Raw genomic sequence first — 16,309 nt, forward strand, 5'->3', positions numbered from 1 at the left:
CAATCACCTTCAGTGCTCATGACAATAAAAGAACCTAAAAAAAATTGGGGATAATGATGAACCAAACCACGGATTTGTTCGCGCAATCATCAGTCCAACCATCTTGGCAAGTGTATGGCGCATCCAGTATTGGTAAATCCCATATCGACAGCAACCTGCCCAATCAAGACAGTATCTATTTGCAAAAAACCCAAGACGGTTTGGTCGCTGTGGTATGTGATGGGGCGGGCTCGGCAAAATTTAGCCAAGCAGGGGCAGCGTTTTTTAGTCAATCGATTGGAAAAATGCTGCTTAGTCTCGGTGTCGGTCTCAGTGTTAGTCGCAGTGTCAGTCACAGGGGTATTGCGGTTGATTTGGTGCAAGTCAAACAGCAAATTATCGAGCAATTATCACAAATACGCCTCGACCTGCAGTCACAGCTGCCCGCTGAATCGAGCCTAAGAGATTATCACACCACCTTTACTGGGCTACTCATCCATGCTAATCATCAAGCCATATTGGTGCAAATCGGTGATAGTCCTCTTATCACCAGCCAATTTGTTGTCCGCCATCCTCACATTGATTATTTCACCAACTTGCAAGTGTACGGGGATGATAGCAAGAATGAATACATCAATGAGACGCATTTTATCACCCAAGACAATTGGCAATCCTTCTTACGGGTTGAGGCAATTGATTTATCGCAAGTGGATTGCCTTGCACTGATGTCAGATGGCTGTGCGGACTTGGTATTTGAAGGCGCAAGTGTTACGCCCAAAATTTACCGCCCTTTTTTTGGCAACTTGCTATTTAATTTAACCCAAAGTCAAAGCTCACAGCAGGGCAGCGCGATTATTGAACAGGCGCTTGGCAACCCTGCGACCTATCGATTAACCGGTGATGATAAATCCTTGGTGGTATTACTAAAAAATCAACAGCATTATCAAAACCTTGAACCGATGGTTGAGGGGCAAAATGACACCCTAGAAAATGACACTATAGCGAATGCACCAAACAACCCCACGGTTTGGCATGCCGATGCTGTCAATCATAAAAACCCCCATCCCACCAGCACGCCTGATGATATAGACTTTAATAACATCAATAACATAGCGCCTAACCCAAATCCGCACGCCAATGTTGTAACTGACCCTGCAACTTCAGCTGCCACAACGTCGCAGGTGTTGCCCCCTTCGCAGTCCGTCAGTGACTCAACCAGACAGCGGCGTAATACCGCTATGATGGCTGGCGCCGCGATGCTCATTGGTACAGGTATATTAGGCTGGATAAATAAAGAGCGATTGCTGCCGACGCAAACTGTCAACAATGCCAATACTGCGGCATCGGTGGCGAGCACAACGCCCACCTCGGCTATAACGCCCCCACTGACCGCGCACGCACTGGGTGATTCCTATGCCATTGACTTGAGCAAAGTCGCAGCGGTTACCGATAGTGGCAATCCCATCGATGATCCCATCCTAAAAGTGATAGTAGCCAGCCCGCAAGGTGAGTCTATCAATGTCATCGAGCACAAATCCAAACAAACAAGCAGCGCTAAAACTAAAAACGACAATAAAAACGAAAACAAAAATAGGGTGAATCAGCCCTTATTATCCGCCACTGTTACCACGGTGGTCGCTAATAAAAACCCAACGGTTGCCAGAGTTTCCAGTGGCGCTGCGAGTACCGCTTTGCAAAACCAACATACCGACGCTACTTTGGGAGCTACTTTGACCGACTCACAATTTAACAATCATGCTGTCAAACTTGCCGCTAAAGCAAGCTGCTTGCCAGTTACCGATACCCATGATTTGATAAGTTTAGGGGTCACCATCCAGCCCACCATGCATTACTATAACTGCCAAATTAGCTTGCCTATCAAATCGATGACGAGCCAAATAGCGGGGTTAAGCAAACAGACGGAAATCTTGGATAGTCTGACGCTCGATAAAGGGTTAGCAGAAATTTTAACTAGCTCTACCACCAATACCGCAGCTACCGCCTCATCGGTTACGGGTACGGGTTTGCCTGCTAGCACGGTCAGCGATTCTAGCGGCAATCAGCAAATACAGCTATACTATTTGGGTGTTACTGAGCCAGTAAATCATATGAGTGCCGCTGCTAGCACTGAGTTAGCCGCTTTACCCACCTCATCTGCCCATCTCAAGAGATAGTCCATGCCGTATTTAATTGCAAACAATCAGCGTATCACCATTGATTTGCCTATCTCTCATGAGATCGGCTCTGGCGGTATGGGCATTGTCTACCGTCTCGGTAATCTGTTAGGTACGGGCAATTTGGTGGCAAAAATCTTTAAAAACCCCACCGATCCCAAAAACCCTAGCCTTGCCAAACTACAAGCCATGATGGCGCGCCCGCCTGAGCATATTTATGAAGTGATTAATGGGGTAGGGTATACCCAGTTTGCTTGGGTGAGACATCTGATTGTCGGCGAGCATGATGAGCTCATTGGCTATGCCATGCCAGAGCTGGATTTTGATAGGTCGTTATCGCTCAATCCTTTTATGTACCCAAGAGAAGCAGCAAAACTGACCGCGTATCAGCAGAGTCTCAATTATCGTGTGCAGCTGTGTGCCAATATTAGCGCCTTGATGGCGGATTTACATGGTCATGGGCATGCTTTTATTGATTTTAAAGAAGCCAATATGCGCCTGATGCCAGAGCCAAGCACGGGGATGGATGATGATTATAAAGGCTTTATCGTTGGGTTTATCGACTGTGATAGCTATCGTATTACTGCCAGTGATGGCAGCGTTTATCCCAGTCCTGTCATATCTCCTGAAATGACCAGTCCTGAGTATCATGAACATAAAGACATTGGTTTGTTGGATGAAAAACACGACCGTTTTGTACTGGCGATTGAGCTGTTTAAAATTTTAAACAATGGCATTCATCCATTTTATTTTATCCCTGTGTCAGACCGATTAAAAAATGCCGCCCATCGCAACACCGACCAATTTATCAAAGAGCGGCTATATGCTTACGGCTTGCAGCCACAGCCAGAGATTGCACCGCTAAAAAACAGCATTCATGTGTGTTGGGATGACCAAACCCGTGCGATGTTTGATAAAGCGTTTTTATCCACCCATCCAACGGATCGCCCAAGCGCCGCCGAGTGGGAAAACCATCTACGCGGATTGGTTCAACACCGCCAGTTTAAAGTGTGTGAAAACTATCCCAATGATGCCAGCCACATTCATTTTGTCGGTAAACCCTGTCATCGCTGTCTGTTTTTAACTGTACCCAATAACCCGTTAACCACGCCCGTCGCGCCTGTACCTGCAATCAGCGCTGCAGCGACAACCAGCGTCTGGCAGACCACGCCTGCCCGTGCTTCTGTAGCGTCCACTGCCGCAAATCACCCCAGTCAGCAGCCAAGCGCAGGTTTGACCGGTTTGATGGATGAGGAAACATTGGCAAACAATCGTCGGCTTGAGCAATCGCTCAATACTCAATCTAGCAGTCACAGAGTCACAGCGAGCCAACCCATCAATGTCGGCGGTGCAGGGGATGCAGTCGACGACGCCACCCAAACAGCGGCGACTCATTCAATGGCGATGCCAGATACAATGCTAGATACGATGACAGATGCGATGACAGCACCCGCGCATCACACTGATACTCGAGATGCGACACCCACTACGCCACCGCATACCACTGCCACCGGTGAGGTAGCTGTCAAAAAGCCCTCTAAAGGGTGGCTGATAGCGATGATTGCTGCCCTAATTGCTGGCCTAGTGGCAATCGGTGGCTATGGCGTATCAACATTAAAATCCGCCTCAACACCCACAACATCACAATCCGCCACTAGCAATCAGTCTGATTATACCAAAGCGGCAAGTAGCGATGACAATCCACAAAAAAAACCCAAAAGCCCAAATAGTTACACTGCCATCATCAAATCGCTGCCGACTGCAAAAGCCACTATGACGCAAGCGCTTAAAGCGCACAATGGCTTTTTTTCTTCCTCATCGCAAGCTAGCGTAGCCAAGCTATACCAAGACACGCTCGGTATTAGCCCTGAGTTTTTTGATAACGTAGTCAAGGTGGGTGAGTTTGCCGAGCCATCGCTCAAACAGCTGCAAGAATTGGGCTATAGCCAAGATATCAATGCGACAAAGCAATACTCGCTTGAAGCCTTTCGTAACGCGGATATGGGCTATTTTAAACAGCAGCCGATAAATAAAACACTTGCCAAACAACTCAATGAAGCGGCAAAAAGCTATTACTGGCGTAAAAAAGACCCAAAAGCCGCCGTTTATCTTCAAGCGCAAGCGGTCAAAAACAACCCCAATCAAGGCGAATATGTCGCCAATTTTGCTTATTATTTATTTAAAAATAACTATCCTTATAGCAAATCTTTTTTGCTTTATGCGCTACAAACGCCGCGTGATAGCAGCAAATACCCCAATACTTATATGATTGAATTGGCATCGGCAATGGCACTGCAAGCGGGTGATGACAAAGGCGCAGTGGGGTCTTTATTGGCGCAGTTTTATACCACGGACAATCAACAAAAACGTTGCCAAAACATGTTAAATTATCCGCAAACCTATCCAGAATTGGTACCCATCGCCGAGAAAGTATTAGCCATTATCGACCAGCAAAACAGTAGCGGCGCAAATCCCGTGCCCGCTGAGTGCTTGCCGCCCTACAACTGGGTGGTTGGATCGTCAAATTAGTTTATCAAATTAAAAATATGAAAATAGGGTAGTAAACATCTATGATTATTGTCTGCCAACAATGTGGTCAAAAATTACCAAAAACTGCGGTTATGTGCCCAAATTGTGGCAGTCGTCAGTTTGCGCAACAATCTGATAATCATACTCAGCCGCCAAGTGCCTATAATGCCTATGACGCGCCTCAGACCTCTCAGGTGACCCAGCCCGAACATTCTACTTGGCAAAGTTATACGCCAAATCCATCTGCAGGCAATTATCAACCGACCGATATGCCATCTGTTCAGGCGAGTCAACCCATGCAGCATCCTGCTCAACCAATCTATGCCCAGCCTAACCCTAATTATGAACAGCCTAATTATGCACAGCCTGATATTGCTCAGGCGTCAAATCCACCCGCACAACCCACTGACTACGCAAATCATCATGTCGCTCCTGCAGTCAGTCAACTGCCTTCGACCGCGCTGCAGACTCGTAAGCCTGCTTATACCATGCTGTATGCAGGTTTTGTGCGCCGTGCATTGGCGTATCTATTTGATTTAGCGTTAGTGAGTTTATTATTGGGATTGGCTTATCAATTATTGTTGCCGCAGATTTTACCGCAGCTTGGCATTCGCGGGTTTAGCGATCAAACGCTTGCCTTGATAGCGTATGGATTTTATTTGTTTTATATGACGTTATTGACCTGTTTGGGACGACAAGCAACGGTGGGCAAGGTGATTATGGGTATGTGGGTGTTTGGTATGCAGGGTCAACGGCTTAATTTTTTCCATGCGCTGATTCGAGAAACGCTCAAACTGATTTTGCTGCCATTTGGTTTTTTGATGTGGTTTACCGCCCGTAAACAAACGCTGCATGATTTAATCGCGCGCACGGTGGTGTTGTATGACCCCAATTAATTTTTTAAACAGGGATAACAATAAAAAAAGTTAATCAATTTGGAAAACCCCATGCTAAACATAGTGAGTCGTACAAAAGCCAGCAAAAAACCCAACGCCAAAGCGCAAACATTGAGCGAAATCATGATTTTGGCGGTGGTATGGCTCCTGTTAATTGGCGCATTTTTACTGGCAGATTATGCCCATTCGCCCAAACTGCAGCGTTATCAACTCGAACTCACCAGCTATACCGAAGGCATAGCCAAACCGCAACTGCTCAGCAAATATTGTGGCGACAATGTCATTACTAATCTGTATGACAACCGTAATGACCGCAACTATGGCATGACTCAAGCCTGCCCCCAAGCCAGTCAGCCCACACAATTAATCAGTGAGGCAAAGCAACATTTTGCCAAAACCCAACAAGCTTTAGCGGCCGCATGGCAAGCCCAAGGCAAACAGCAACGCCAAACCGAGCTGGTTGAAAATGAAACCGAAGTGAATTTGGGGGGCGATAAACTCAGCAATCGCCAAGACTGGCTAAACCTTAATGCTAGCGGGCAACTCGATAGTTTAGACAAGCTAATGGCGGTAAAAACCGATAAATTATCCCCCGCCGACCAAGCCAATTTTGCGGTGTCATTGCTTGCGGTTGCCGATGGCAATCGACGTTTTGCCTACAATCGCCTGTTTAGCAATCAGCCTGCCATTGCCAAACTGTTAAATCAATCGGCAAACGATGTCGCCAGTATCTATGACGCCAATAACAACCAACAAAAAGCCCTGCAAGCGAACAATTTACTGCCGTTAATTGGCACGCCTACGCATTTGGGGATGCTCACTCAGGTGTTTGTTTGGTCGTGGGTAACGTGGGGCTTGCTATGGCTGTCGCGGCGTAAGCATTGGCTGGAAGTGTTACCGATAGCCATCACTGTGTGGGGACTGGTTATTGCAGGTGTTAGCCATACAGTGATATTGCCGATGATGGTGGGGGTCGTGCTGTTTTGCGTCGGCGTGCTACTAAGTGTGTTAACGATTTTTTCACCCATGCGTCGGTTGATGGAAAAATTCCCCGACAACCGTACCATGCTGTCATCCGCGTGGATTTATCCGTTGTTTGTAGGCTTTGCCACCTTTGGCTTGATGATTTTATTTGATTTAAGCACCCGTAGTTATCTGTCACTGCGTTATATTTTTCTCAATCATTTCAAAGATTTGTTTTGGTGTTTTGTGTTTATTAGCCTGGCTCGCCCGATTAGCAGTTTGGTTAGTTGGGGGCTTAAAACTCTCATTGCCAATAACTTACTACACAGCAGCTGGGGCAATGTCAAATCGGCGATGACTAAAGCGCGTGTGTGGCTACTTGCCTTTGCGGTGGGCTATCTGGGCTTGGCAGTGTTGATTCACAGTGACAGTGCGAAAGTCGCTGAATTGTCAAAGATTTGGCTGATGGTGTTTTTGGGCGTGTTTTTGGCGATTAACCAACGCGGTTTGATTAATCATCTGTTTTTTCGCTCCAAAAAAATGACCCTGCTGCTTGCTTTTTCGGTGGTGTTACCATTTATCGCACTGGGTATTGCCAATGAAAAAGGCACCATGCTGGTATTTTTGTTTTTGTTTACCTTTTTGGTGGGCGTGGCGCTATCTAACAAGATTTTCCAAATGGGCGGGCGGGGTTATATTTTGGGCGTATTGTCGAGTACCGCGATTTTGCTTTTGCTGATGATGGTGTTGGTGAATTTAAGCGGATTTGATGCGCGTACTGCCGAGCGGGTCAATGCGTGGGTCAATCCGTTTGTGGCGAGCAACGATCAGATGGCGATTTTGCATTGGTTTCGCGATAGTGTGCCGATGATTGGCTATGGGTTTGGCGATATTCCGTGGTGTGGTTATCACTTAACAAACAGCCATTTGTCGGGCTGTCAAGGCGTACCGCTACAGATGCAAAGTGACTATACCATTACCTCGGTGATGGCAGTGGTGGGTATCGGGGCCAGTGTGGGGCTGATGATGGTGTATTTTGCTTGGCTTGCGCTCATTGCCCGTCAGCAGATGGCGTTTGCCAGTGAGCAGATGAAATCACGGCTGTTATCGGGCGGTTATTTTTTGCTGGCGTGGGTGATTTTGCTGTGGGTGGTGATTACGGTGTTTCAGGCACTTGTCACCATTTCGGGGAATTTGGGAATTTTACCGCTCACGGGGGTGACGTTGCCTTTTTTAAGTTATGGCACCAGTAATTTATGGCTCAATAGTATTATGCTCAGTTTGGCGCTGTTTCAGCCGAAGTTGATGATTAGGGAATAGGGGAACTTTGTGGCTATACCTCAACAAGATTTATTGCACAATAAAAACCAAAATCTTGATGTTGAATTATTGCTTAAATTAAAACAACCGCACCCAACTGCCTTTGAAAAATTTGCCATAGATTTAATTAAAAGTGTCGCTAAAGCACGTGGCGGTGAAGTCGAAATTTTCCATAACGGTCAAGTCGGTGATGGTGGAGTAGATGGGGTAATTGAAGCACCAAAAACATATGTTACGAAACAAGATTGCTGTAATTGAAAAAATAACATCATCCTTTGAAATTGACGAAAGTTATTTTGATAAATTTAATTAAGCTAACGTAATCAGTTCTGGCTTTTTTTCCAAAAGCCGCATGAGCGTAATCGTTGCCCCTGTAGGGTGTCTTGTACCTTGCTCCCAATTTTGTAACGTGCGAGAACTTATATTTAACTTATCGGCGAATTGTGCCTGTGTTAGTCCTGTTTTAGCTCGGATTGCCTTAATATCTGGCAACTCATAACTAAAAACACGGCTTGGCTCGGCTTCGCCTTTGGCAATGCTTAATGCTTGAGAAAGAGATAATGATAAATCATCATAAAATTCATTGCTCATTGTGTAGTACCTGTTTGATAGCGTTTGTGAATTTACGCAAATTTGCTTTTTCTGCGGCAGATAGTGTGACTTTTTTTGATTTTGGGTAAGCCAATAACATAAAAAACTTGCCCGACTCCTCTATATAATAGTAAATGATACGCATACCACCGCTTTTACCAGTAGAAGATGATGACGACCAACGAGTTTTACGAACACCGCCTGTACCTTGAACTAGGTCGCCTTGCTGGGGATTTTTTATTAAATCCTCTTGCAAATCTCGATAATTATCATCGTCTGTTAAATCTTTAATTTGCTTGGTAAAAAGCGGTGTTTCAATAAAGTGCAACATGGTTTTTCTAAAAATATGTTAATGTATTTTAATACTTCAATGAAGTATTTTCAATAATTGATTTACACGGATTAAGGTAATGACCGAAAACCAACCCCCGAAAGACGAAAACAGTCAAGAAACTATGAACAGTGGCAAGTTAGAAACTGTCCAAAACATAGATTTGGACAATCCATCACCGACTGATAGTATCAATGCCTTAGATGATCGCGAAACTGCGATGCCTAGCAACTCGTCTAAAAAAGCCAAAACAATTAAAGATGACAGCCGTCCTGCCAGTTTTCGGGTTTCTCAAGCGCTTTACAAAACCATTTTGACCAACTTACAAGTGATTTTGGTGGTGTTTGTTGTCGGTCTTATCGGCTGGGTGGCGTGGTATCTCTCGCCCTTAACCGCCTCAAATACCACCTACAATGCAGAGGCGAACGAAAACGCCGTGTCACTTGTCGTCGATAACCTGGGTATGGCGGATGTGGTCAACCAAGCCAACAGCCAAAATACTAATACCCAAAGTGCAAACGCTAATCTATCAAGTTCGGTCAATGCCACGCCTGCCAAAACGTGCGATTTAACTCAGCCAAAAAACCAAGCCCGTTTTACCGACAGTATCAACCGCGTCAATCAAAGTCTGCTCAGCTTGTATCAGCAAAAACGTCTAGCCAACCAATACCAACTGCAAACTGCCAGCCTTTGGCAACAAGCCTGTGAGCAACATATCAACGAAGACGCGTTAGCCTTTGCGCTAAAAACGCTTGCTAGCCCGGAGCGATTGTTGCAACTACAATGGCGAGAACAACAGCCCAATCGCCGCAATCAAAACGACCCCAATGTCGCCCATATGCCAACCAATTGGCTCACCCAAACCAACCCTTGGTATGGGCTGCCGGGCTGTGTGTATATCAAAACCGCCAAAACGGCGGACAATCAAACAGGCTACCTGTACGTCGATAATCGTAGCAATACCATGACTGACACAGGTGACGTTGACCCATTAACCCAGCTTTGTAACAACCCTAGATTGATTCCGGTGTCAGTCAAATCCTTGTTGGCGAAATCATTGACAGGGGCGGCGACTTTACCCAATGCACCAGCATCTGACTCCAACAATGCTTTTACTAAAACCAAAAACGATATTCAGAACCAAGCCAATGGCGTGCTGCAAACCCTCCAAGACAAACCCACGCAAGACCCGACAAAACGGATTGCCTCCACCAGCAAAACCGAGGTTGCTTTGCCGACCAACCTAGGGTTGATGTATAGCGAATTGTCCAACATCCACGCCAGGTATTTTGACCGCCAGTTATTGGACGCTTATCAAAGCTACCAACAAAAAAATGATCAACGCAGCTGGTGGCAAAAACTCACGGCACCGCCAATCAATAGTATCAATGTCGATGGCTCAGATATCAAAATCGGCTACAACATGGCGTTAACCCTGGATCCCGCCGTACAGACCACCGCCCAGCAAGTAGCCGATTGTGTTACCAATAATCCCAATGCCGCGGACTGTAATAGCGTGCTGTCGCCTGCGTTGCAAAACGTCGCGGATGGCATGTATGAGAACGCCTTGGTACGCAGTATCGGTATCGCGGTGATTGATGTCAAAACCCAAGGCGTGCTTGCCCTTGCTAGCGCTGACTCCAACTGCTACCGTGTCGATAATGGCGATACCACGATTAAGCCCACAGGTTGCCCGATACTGTGGAAAAAAGACTGGAGCAAGCAAAACCTCATGAACCATGCGTTATACCAAACCGTGTACCCAGGTTCGACCGTTAAAACCGTACAAGCATTGGCACTGGTACGCGCCAATCCACGGTTTAAAAATATGCAAACCCCTGAAGCGCAATATCTCAAACAAGTGATGGCAAGCTCCTCTACCGAAAAAGTGGCGAACTTTTTATATTGTCACCGTACCACCAGTGCGATGTCATTGCAACGTGACCGACAAGGCGTTTGCCCAGGTATGCCCGCCTTTAAAAAAGCCAGTGATGACATGGGCTGGAGTGTGAATTGTGCCGATAAAGGGGGCGTGAATTGTGGGTTTAAAGATTTATTGTTTGGTAAAGCCTATAATAGCGACCCGATGCTACAAAGCCGCTATTTTTCAGGCGTACTGCTCACCGATGGCAAGCAAGATTACACCACCAAGCAATTACAATTTACCGAAAGCCAAGTGGCAAGCTGTGTCAAAGCCAATGGCGGACGTATGAACGGGGCGTGTCGTCAAGGGGGCGATATGCTCAATGCCAGCATGAACCAAGTGTTTGGCGCAGGTAATGCCAAAACCTCGGTACTGGGTGTGTCGGATATGTTTGCCAATCTGCTGATTGCTGATAATGGCGCGACCCAGCGTCGTGGCGTGCATTTAATTGAGGATTTGTGGGGTGTCAATCAAATTCCACTGCGCCCTAAAGCCTGGCGAGGCGATGCCCAAAGTCAAGAGACATTGACCACAGCTACCAGCCAACTCGGCGCCACGCCACTGGGCATCAACCAATCTGACGCTCGTGGTGCGCTCAATTTATTATCAGGTACGCTGCTAGCAGGCACAGGCTTGGGCGGCGGCAATGGCACAGCTTTTGCTGCTTGTAACCAAGCGATTGGTAGCTGTGCCTGGACACAGGGCGTGATAGTGGGCAAAACAGGCACACCCGGCTTTAACTACCCAACCCGCCAAAACGGTCGCAGCTTTTATACCCCGAATGTCACCGCCAGTATGGTGGCAAATCTGTGTAACAATGCGGACATTCGCGCAGGCAAAGCTCAGCCATCGGTGGCGTGTTATGCTCGTCCGTATAAATGGTTTGTCTATGGGCTAAAAGATAAAAATGGCAAATGGGATAAAGCAGTAGCGGTATTGGTTGAACGTAACTGGACTAAAAATGGCTTGGTCGATGACCCTCGCGATGGCATTAACCGAGCGGTACAGGCAGGCATGATATTAGCCAAACAGATGTATCAAAGCTCAGCGATTAGCCATCCTACCAACGACAAACCGCTGGCGGATTTAGTGGCTAGTCCAGCCACTGATACTACGCAAGCTGTGAAAAAAACACAAACCCATTAATAAAAAAGTTAACCATTAAGAGTAAATTATGGCTTACATCACTACCAATCACCGGTTTATCATTGACGACAAACACCCAAGCGATGTGTTTGATGAAATGGAAATTTTCTTTAGCCTATACACCACCGCCATTGATGACTTACAACGGGTGAGTGTTCAGCTCTCCGTGCCGACGAGTTTTGATATCACTGCCAATAAGAAAATGGCAGAAAGCTACCGACAATTTACCCAATCGCTCAAATACACCATGCCTGATATTCATATTTTGCCGATTAAAACCCATACCCCCCAAACAGCGGATGACGACGACATAGCCAGCCAAGCAGATAATTCGGTCATTTTGCTGATTCAACGGCTTGACGGCTATGCGCTAGATGACGAAGACGAAAACCCCAGTCTATATAGAAGTGTGTTAGGGCGACTGATTCCACGTTTTGCTGAAGAAAAATCCGAGGTGGGATTCTACCCTGAACGCGCACCAATCACCTTGCCTGAGCCTATCGGGCAACCAGCGCCTTCAGCCCCGATACCGGTAGCGCCGCAGCATCCAACCCAACCTGTTTCGCCACAACCGCAGCCTGCTCAAGCGTATCAAACGCCTGTGCAACAGGTTACCATGCCGAACCAGCAATCAGCCATACCGCCTTCAAACCCCAACCCAGTACCCGCAGTTGCGCCGATGCAGCCGCCGATGGTGAATACTGAGCCTGCACCACATAAGCCACAACCTACGAGGGTGCAAGCGCCAATTCAAACGCCAACAGCTGCGCCCAAGCCGATGGTCACTGTGTTGCCAAACATCCAAACATCCGCCAAGCCGTATCAAGATTTATTGACCGATGCGATTATGGCAGCGGCGAAACAATTGGTGGATAAATCCCAAGTGATCACTCAAATCACCTTAAAATCTAATGATGGACTGACAACCGCGATGGTGGAGCAGTTATTTAGCAGTTTTAATCATGCCCATGAACCCACTAATACCCCGCATGATGCCATTGATTTGGTATCTTACGGTTATGAAGTATTAAAACCCAAGCTTGCCACAATTGGGGTGACTTTGTCCGACGAAGCGCAATTTGGGTTAAAAGCCAAAGTGCCAGCCAAGCCAACTGATATCGCACGCTTGCAAAAAGGTGAGGTATTTAGCAATGAGATTAAACTGGGTGTTAAATTCCTGACTCAGGCACAGCCAAACTCAAATCATCATATCGTAGCAAGCCCGCCCTTTAGTACTGCTAGTACTGCGCCACGCCAAGCGCAAAGCAAACTGCCACAGTTGAACCAAAATCTACAGCAGATTGTTTTGACCATAAAAACTGTGGATGGGCTAGGGGAGCGCCAACAAAAAGTACGCGAGTTTCCGATTGTGTTTGCCAGTCGTGAGGCGCAAATCGCGCATGCCTTACGTCTATTTGCCGCCAATGACCTAAAGCCTGCAAGTGGCGTGTATTTTGCGATTGTCGAATCTCAAGGACAGCTGCTGATTGATGAGATTGACCCCAATATCAACATTACCCGAAACGGTCAACCCATCAACCGACATGATGTTTTGCTGCCCAATGATGTGTTAAGCATTAATCATGCGATAACTGTGCAGCTGTTGTTAACCCAATAAATAGGCGTAAAGTAAAACGACATCGATAAAGTGGTTTTTTAAGATGATAGAGTTAATATGATAGAGCGTGGCATAAAACCCAGTAAGTTATATTTACCCCATGATAAGTCGTTTATGGGTGGGCGGCTTATCGATTATTTGGCAGCGCATTTTTCTCATATTAGTTTGGCAAACTGGCAACGACGATTTGACAGCGGTTTAATTAGCCTTGAGCATGGTGAGCCGCTCAAACACGATTCGCCCTATTTGGCAGGGCAAACCATCTTGTACTATAGGCAGGTTGAAAATGAGCCTATCATTCCATTTGAGCCTAACATTCTTCATTTGGATGAACATCTGCTGGTGGTCGATAAACCGCATTTTTTACCCGTTACACCGTCAGGTCACTATGTCAGCCAAACCCTACTAGCCAAATTAAGAAATCATCCAGACTTACAGCAGTTAGCCGTGAATGATATTTCACCCTTGCATCGGTTGGATAAGGACACGGCAGGCGTGATGTTATTATCGGTCAATCCAAGTAGCCGCGCTTACTATCATGCGCTGTTTGCCGATAGACACATACACAAAACTTACCACGCCATAGCACCGACTCGTAGCGATTTATGTTATCCCATTCACATCCATTCCAGACTTGAGCGTGGCGAGCCGTTTTTTTTAACCAAGACGGTGGCAGGTGAGCCCAATGCGCACACTATGATTGAATTGATTAAAAATAACGGGGCGTTTAGTTTATACCGATTAACCCCGGTGACGGGCAAAAAACACCAGTTGCGGGTGCATATGGCAAGTTTAGGTATGCCGCTGTTACATGACAATTTTTATCCCACTGTTAATACTGTCAAGCCCCAAAGCAGTAGCGATTTTACGAAGCCTTTGCAACTGTTGGCAAAATCCATCGCGTTTATTGACCCTATTACCCAGCAAGCAAGGCGTTTTGATAGTCAGCTACGGCTGATAAAAATCTAAGTGATTGATTTATTTGATTTTTATCATTTTTTTAAGCTGTTCACTGGCGAGTTTGACATCTTTTTGCCCCAAAATTGCAGAAACGACTGCCACGCCGTCAATCACACCATCAGTGGACGTTTCGGCAGCTTGCAGTGCTTGTTGTAAGGCGGGCAGGGTGGTGTGATTGATACCACCAATGGCGACAATCGGAAGCGTTACCGCTTGCCGTATTTGCGTTAAGCTCGCTATGGTAACTGTTTGGGCATCTTGTTTGGTGGATGTGGCAAACATCGCGCCAACGCCCAGATAGTCTGCGCCGTCTGCTTGCGCTTGGATGGCTTGCTGGGCGGTGCGCGCGGAAACCCCAATGATTTTATCTTTGCCTAAAATTTGCCGAACCACGCCACACGGCAAATCACTTTGACCGATATGCACCCCATCTGCCACAACTGCGAGAGCTATATCGACACGGTCATTAATCAGTAATGGCACGTTATAGTGGTGGCAAATCGCTTTGATACGCAGCGCGCGCTCATAGAACTCTTTGCTAGCAATCGCTTTTTCTCGAAGCTGCACCAATGTCACGCCGCCCAATATCGCTTGTTCAACAGCTTGTTCAAGCGTTTGCTGTTGCAGACAATTGCGATCTGTGACCAAATATAGCCGATAATCAGCACGGTTATGCATCATGTTTGACTTCCCATATCATATTAAACATCAGCATTATTTTAGGCTGGCTTGGCTGTCGATAGTATGCCATTTGACCATTTTTTTACCCAACAATGGCAAGCAAAATGAAGGCAACTGGTACGCGCCAATCAGCGGTAAAAACATCGCACCCATAAACGGCGTGGTGATGGTATACGCCAATAACACATTGCGGCCACCGCAAGCCAGCGCAGAGATAATGGCATTTTCATAGCCAAAGCGGCGGTATAAAAAATAAGCAGAAAAGTAAAATACTAACGATAAGGCAGTGCCCAAACCAAACAAGCTTAACGCCTGCATGGGATTGGTGTCAAAGGTATGTCTAAAGCCCGACATCAATCCAAGCGGAAACATCATCAGTAGAATAATGTTAAACTTGGCAATTTTTGGATAATAAGTATTGAGCGTATCACGGGGAATGTATTGCCGTGCCGCGACCGCCAAAATCATGGGAGCGATAATGTAAATCAACAACCGCTTAATATACAGGACAAAGTCTAAATGGGCGTCCTTGCTGCCAAGTAACCACAATATCACCAGTAAGCTCACCGGCATGACCAACGTGGCTGTGATGGTTTTTGCCATGGCTAGCAGTGCATCAAAACCAACTGCATTCACAATAGCGCCCGTACCAAATAGCGGCGCGGTGGCTGACAGACCCGCGATAGCCAATAACAAATCACCGCGGACACCTAGCAAATAAGCAATCAAGGTCATACCTAAGCTCATCAGCGCACTTTGGAATATAGCAAAACCCCAAACGTATTGGGTCGTCATGCGTCTAATTAGCTGGGTTTGGTCAATGCCCAACAAAGTAAAAAACATCAAGAAAAATAAAATCTGCGGCAGCAGCCCAAGGACAAAATGCGACAAGTCAGGAAATATAAATCCAATCACACCAAACAATGGCATAAAAATCGTACTGTGACGGGCAATAAATCCAATCATGATAAATCCTTGGCGATTTTAATGATAAACAAACAAACGATAAATAAATAATTGAGTGAGCATACTACTCATTATTGATTGATAAATGCAAATGGTTTTGCTGCTAATTGTCATTTCATCATTAAATTAATCACTGTGCCATACATCTCGTTTTTGACGCCTATAGCTTTTATTTCGCATAATGTATATTATGTTAAATAATTTATGGCTAACTCGCTTTCGCTGTGTATG

At 46.2% G+C, this 16,309-nt stretch carries 12 protein-coding genes; 8 read left to right on the forward strand and 4 right to left on the reverse strand.

Annotation, left to right across the window (positions count from 1 at the left end; genetic code table 11):
* Positions 1 to 56 precede the first annotated feature (56 nt).
* Genes AXE82_RS01520 through AXE82_RS01540 form a run of 5 tightly spaced genes read left to right on the forward strand, consistent with a single transcriptional unit; the run spans position 57 to position 8,119 of the window.
* Complete coding sequence (locus AXE82_RS01520; RefSeq protein WP_062330552.1) at positions 57 to 2,153, forward strand: PP2C family serine/threonine-protein phosphatase; 2,097 nt, start codon at positions 57 to 59, stop codon at positions 2,151 to 2,153.
* Between the two features lie 3 nt (positions 2,154 to 2,156).
* Positions 2,157 to 4,682, forward strand: a complete 2,526-nt coding sequence (locus AXE82_RS01525; protein WP_062330554.1) for a hypothetical protein — start codon at positions 2,157 to 2,159, stop codon at positions 4,680 to 4,682.
* 41 nt (positions 4,683 to 4,723) lie between these two features.
* Complete coding sequence (locus tag AXE82_RS01530) at positions 4,724 to 5,578, forward strand: RDD family protein (RefSeq protein WP_062330556.1); 855 nt, start codon at positions 4,724 to 4,726, stop codon at positions 5,576 to 5,578.
* A gap of 51 nt (positions 5,579 to 5,629) precedes the next feature.
* The gene (locus tag AXE82_RS01535; protein ID WP_062330558.1) at positions 5,630 to 7,861 is read left to right on the forward strand and encodes an FtsW/RodA/SpoVE family cell cycle protein; all 2,232 of its coding nucleotides are present in this window, start codon (positions 5,630 to 5,632) and stop codon (positions 7,859 to 7,861) included.
* A 9-nt stretch (positions 7,862 to 7,870) separates the two neighbouring features.
* The gene (locus AXE82_RS01540) at positions 7,871 to 8,119 is read left to right on the forward strand and encodes a hypothetical protein (protein ID WP_062330559.1); all 249 of its coding nucleotides are present in this window, start codon (positions 7,871 to 7,873) and stop codon (positions 8,117 to 8,119) included.
* 51 nt (positions 8,120 to 8,170) lie between these two features.
* Here AXE82_RS01540 and nadS read toward each other — a convergent pair whose 3' ends face one another.
* Both nadS and AXE82_RS01550 read right to left on the reverse strand, forming a co-directional pair.
* Entirely contained in the window at positions 8,171 to 8,452 is a 282-nt protein-coding gene (nadS, locus tag AXE82_RS01545) for a NadS family protein (RefSeq protein WP_062330561.1), read from the reverse strand.
* Complete coding sequence (locus AXE82_RS01550; RefSeq protein WP_373271468.1) at positions 8,442 to 8,783, reverse strand: type II toxin-antitoxin system RelE/ParE family toxin; 342 nt, start codon at positions 8,781 to 8,783, stop codon at positions 8,442 to 8,444. Before AXE82_RS01550 ends, nadS begins: the two co-directional genes overlap by 11 nt.
* Before the next feature lie 79 nt (positions 8,784 to 8,862).
* On the opposite strand from AXE82_RS01550, the gene AXE82_RS01555 reads away from it, so the two are divergent.
* The 3 genes from AXE82_RS01555 to AXE82_RS01565 are packed head-to-tail and all read left to right on the forward strand — an operon-like array spanning position 8,863 to position 14,440.
* The gene (locus tag AXE82_RS01555; protein ID WP_062330562.1) at positions 8,863 to 11,853 is read left to right on the forward strand and encodes a penicillin-binding protein 2; all 2,991 of its coding nucleotides are present in this window, start codon (positions 8,863 to 8,865) and stop codon (positions 11,851 to 11,853) included.
* Positions 11,854 to 11,881: 28 nt separating this feature from the next.
* Positions 11,882 to 13,471, forward strand: coding sequence for a hypothetical protein (locus AXE82_RS01560; protein ID WP_062330563.1), 1,590 nt, complete (start codon positions 11,882 to 11,884; stop codon positions 13,469 to 13,471).
* 57 nt (positions 13,472 to 13,528) lie between these two features.
* Positions 13,529 to 14,440, forward strand: coding sequence for a pseudouridine synthase (locus AXE82_RS01565; protein ID WP_062330564.1), 912 nt, complete (start codon positions 13,529 to 13,531; stop codon positions 14,438 to 14,440).
* A 9-nt stretch (positions 14,441 to 14,449) separates the two neighbouring features.
* On the opposite strand, the gene thiE is transcribed toward AXE82_RS01565, so the two are convergent.
* A complete protein-coding gene (thiE, locus tag AXE82_RS01570; RefSeq protein WP_197931417.1) occupies positions 14,450 to 15,112 on the reverse strand; it encodes a thiamine phosphate synthase in 663 nt (220 codons plus the stop codon).
* Positions 15,113 to 15,145: 33 nt separating this feature from the next.
* Positions 15,146 to 16,078 (reverse strand): hypothetical protein, encoded by a 933-nt coding sequence (locus AXE82_RS01575; RefSeq protein ID WP_062330565.1) that lies wholly within the window; start codon positions 16,076 to 16,078, stop codon positions 15,146 to 15,148.
* Between the last annotated feature and the right edge of the window lie 231 nt (positions 16,079 to 16,309).

It is taken from the genome of Moraxella osloensis (assembly GCF_001553955.1).
In the GTDB taxonomy this organism is placed as follows: Bacteria; Pseudomonadota; Gammaproteobacteria; order Pseudomonadales; family Moraxellaceae; genus Faucicola; species Faucicola osloensis.

Bases quoted from the DNA above. Each gene is read 5' to 3' on its own strand.
- AXE82_RS01520 (WP_062330552.1), top strand. From the start codon at position 57: ATGAACCAAACCACGGATTTGTTCGCGCAATCATCAGTCCAACCATCT.
- AXE82_RS01525 (WP_062330554.1), top strand. From the start codon at position 2,157: ATGCCGTATTTAATTGCAAACAATCAGCGTATCACCATTGATTTGCCT.
- nadS (WP_062330561.1), bottom strand. From the start codon at position 8,452: ATGAGCAATGAATTTTATGATGATTTATCATTATCTCTTTCTCAAGCA.
- AXE82_RS01565 (WP_062330564.1), top strand. From the start codon at position 13,529: ATGATAGAGCGTGGCATAAAACCCAGTAAGTTATATTTACCCCATGAT.
- AXE82_RS01535 (WP_062330558.1), top strand. From the start codon at position 5,630: ATGCTAAACATAGTGAGTCGTACAAAAGCCAGCAAAAAACCCAACGCC.
- AXE82_RS01575 (WP_062330565.1), bottom strand. From the start codon at position 16,078: ATGATTGGATTTATTGCCCGTCACAGTACGATTTTTATGCCATTGTTT.
- thiE (WP_197931417.1), bottom strand. From the start codon at position 15,112: ATGATGCATAACCGTGCTGATTATCGGCTATATTTGGTCACAGATCGC.
- AXE82_RS01550 (WP_373271468.1), bottom strand. From the start codon at position 8,783: ATGTTGCACTTTATTGAAACACCGCTTTTTACCAAGCAAATTAAAGAT.
- AXE82_RS01560 (WP_062330563.1), top strand. From the start codon at position 11,882: ATGGCTTACATCACTACCAATCACCGGTTTATCATTGACGACAAACAC.
- AXE82_RS01530 (WP_062330556.1), top strand. From the start codon at position 4,724: ATGATTATTGTCTGCCAACAATGTGGTCAAAAATTACCAAAAACTGCG.
- AXE82_RS01555 (WP_062330562.1), top strand. From the start codon at position 8,863: ATGACCGAAAACCAACCCCCGAAAGACGAAAACAGTCAAGAAACTATG.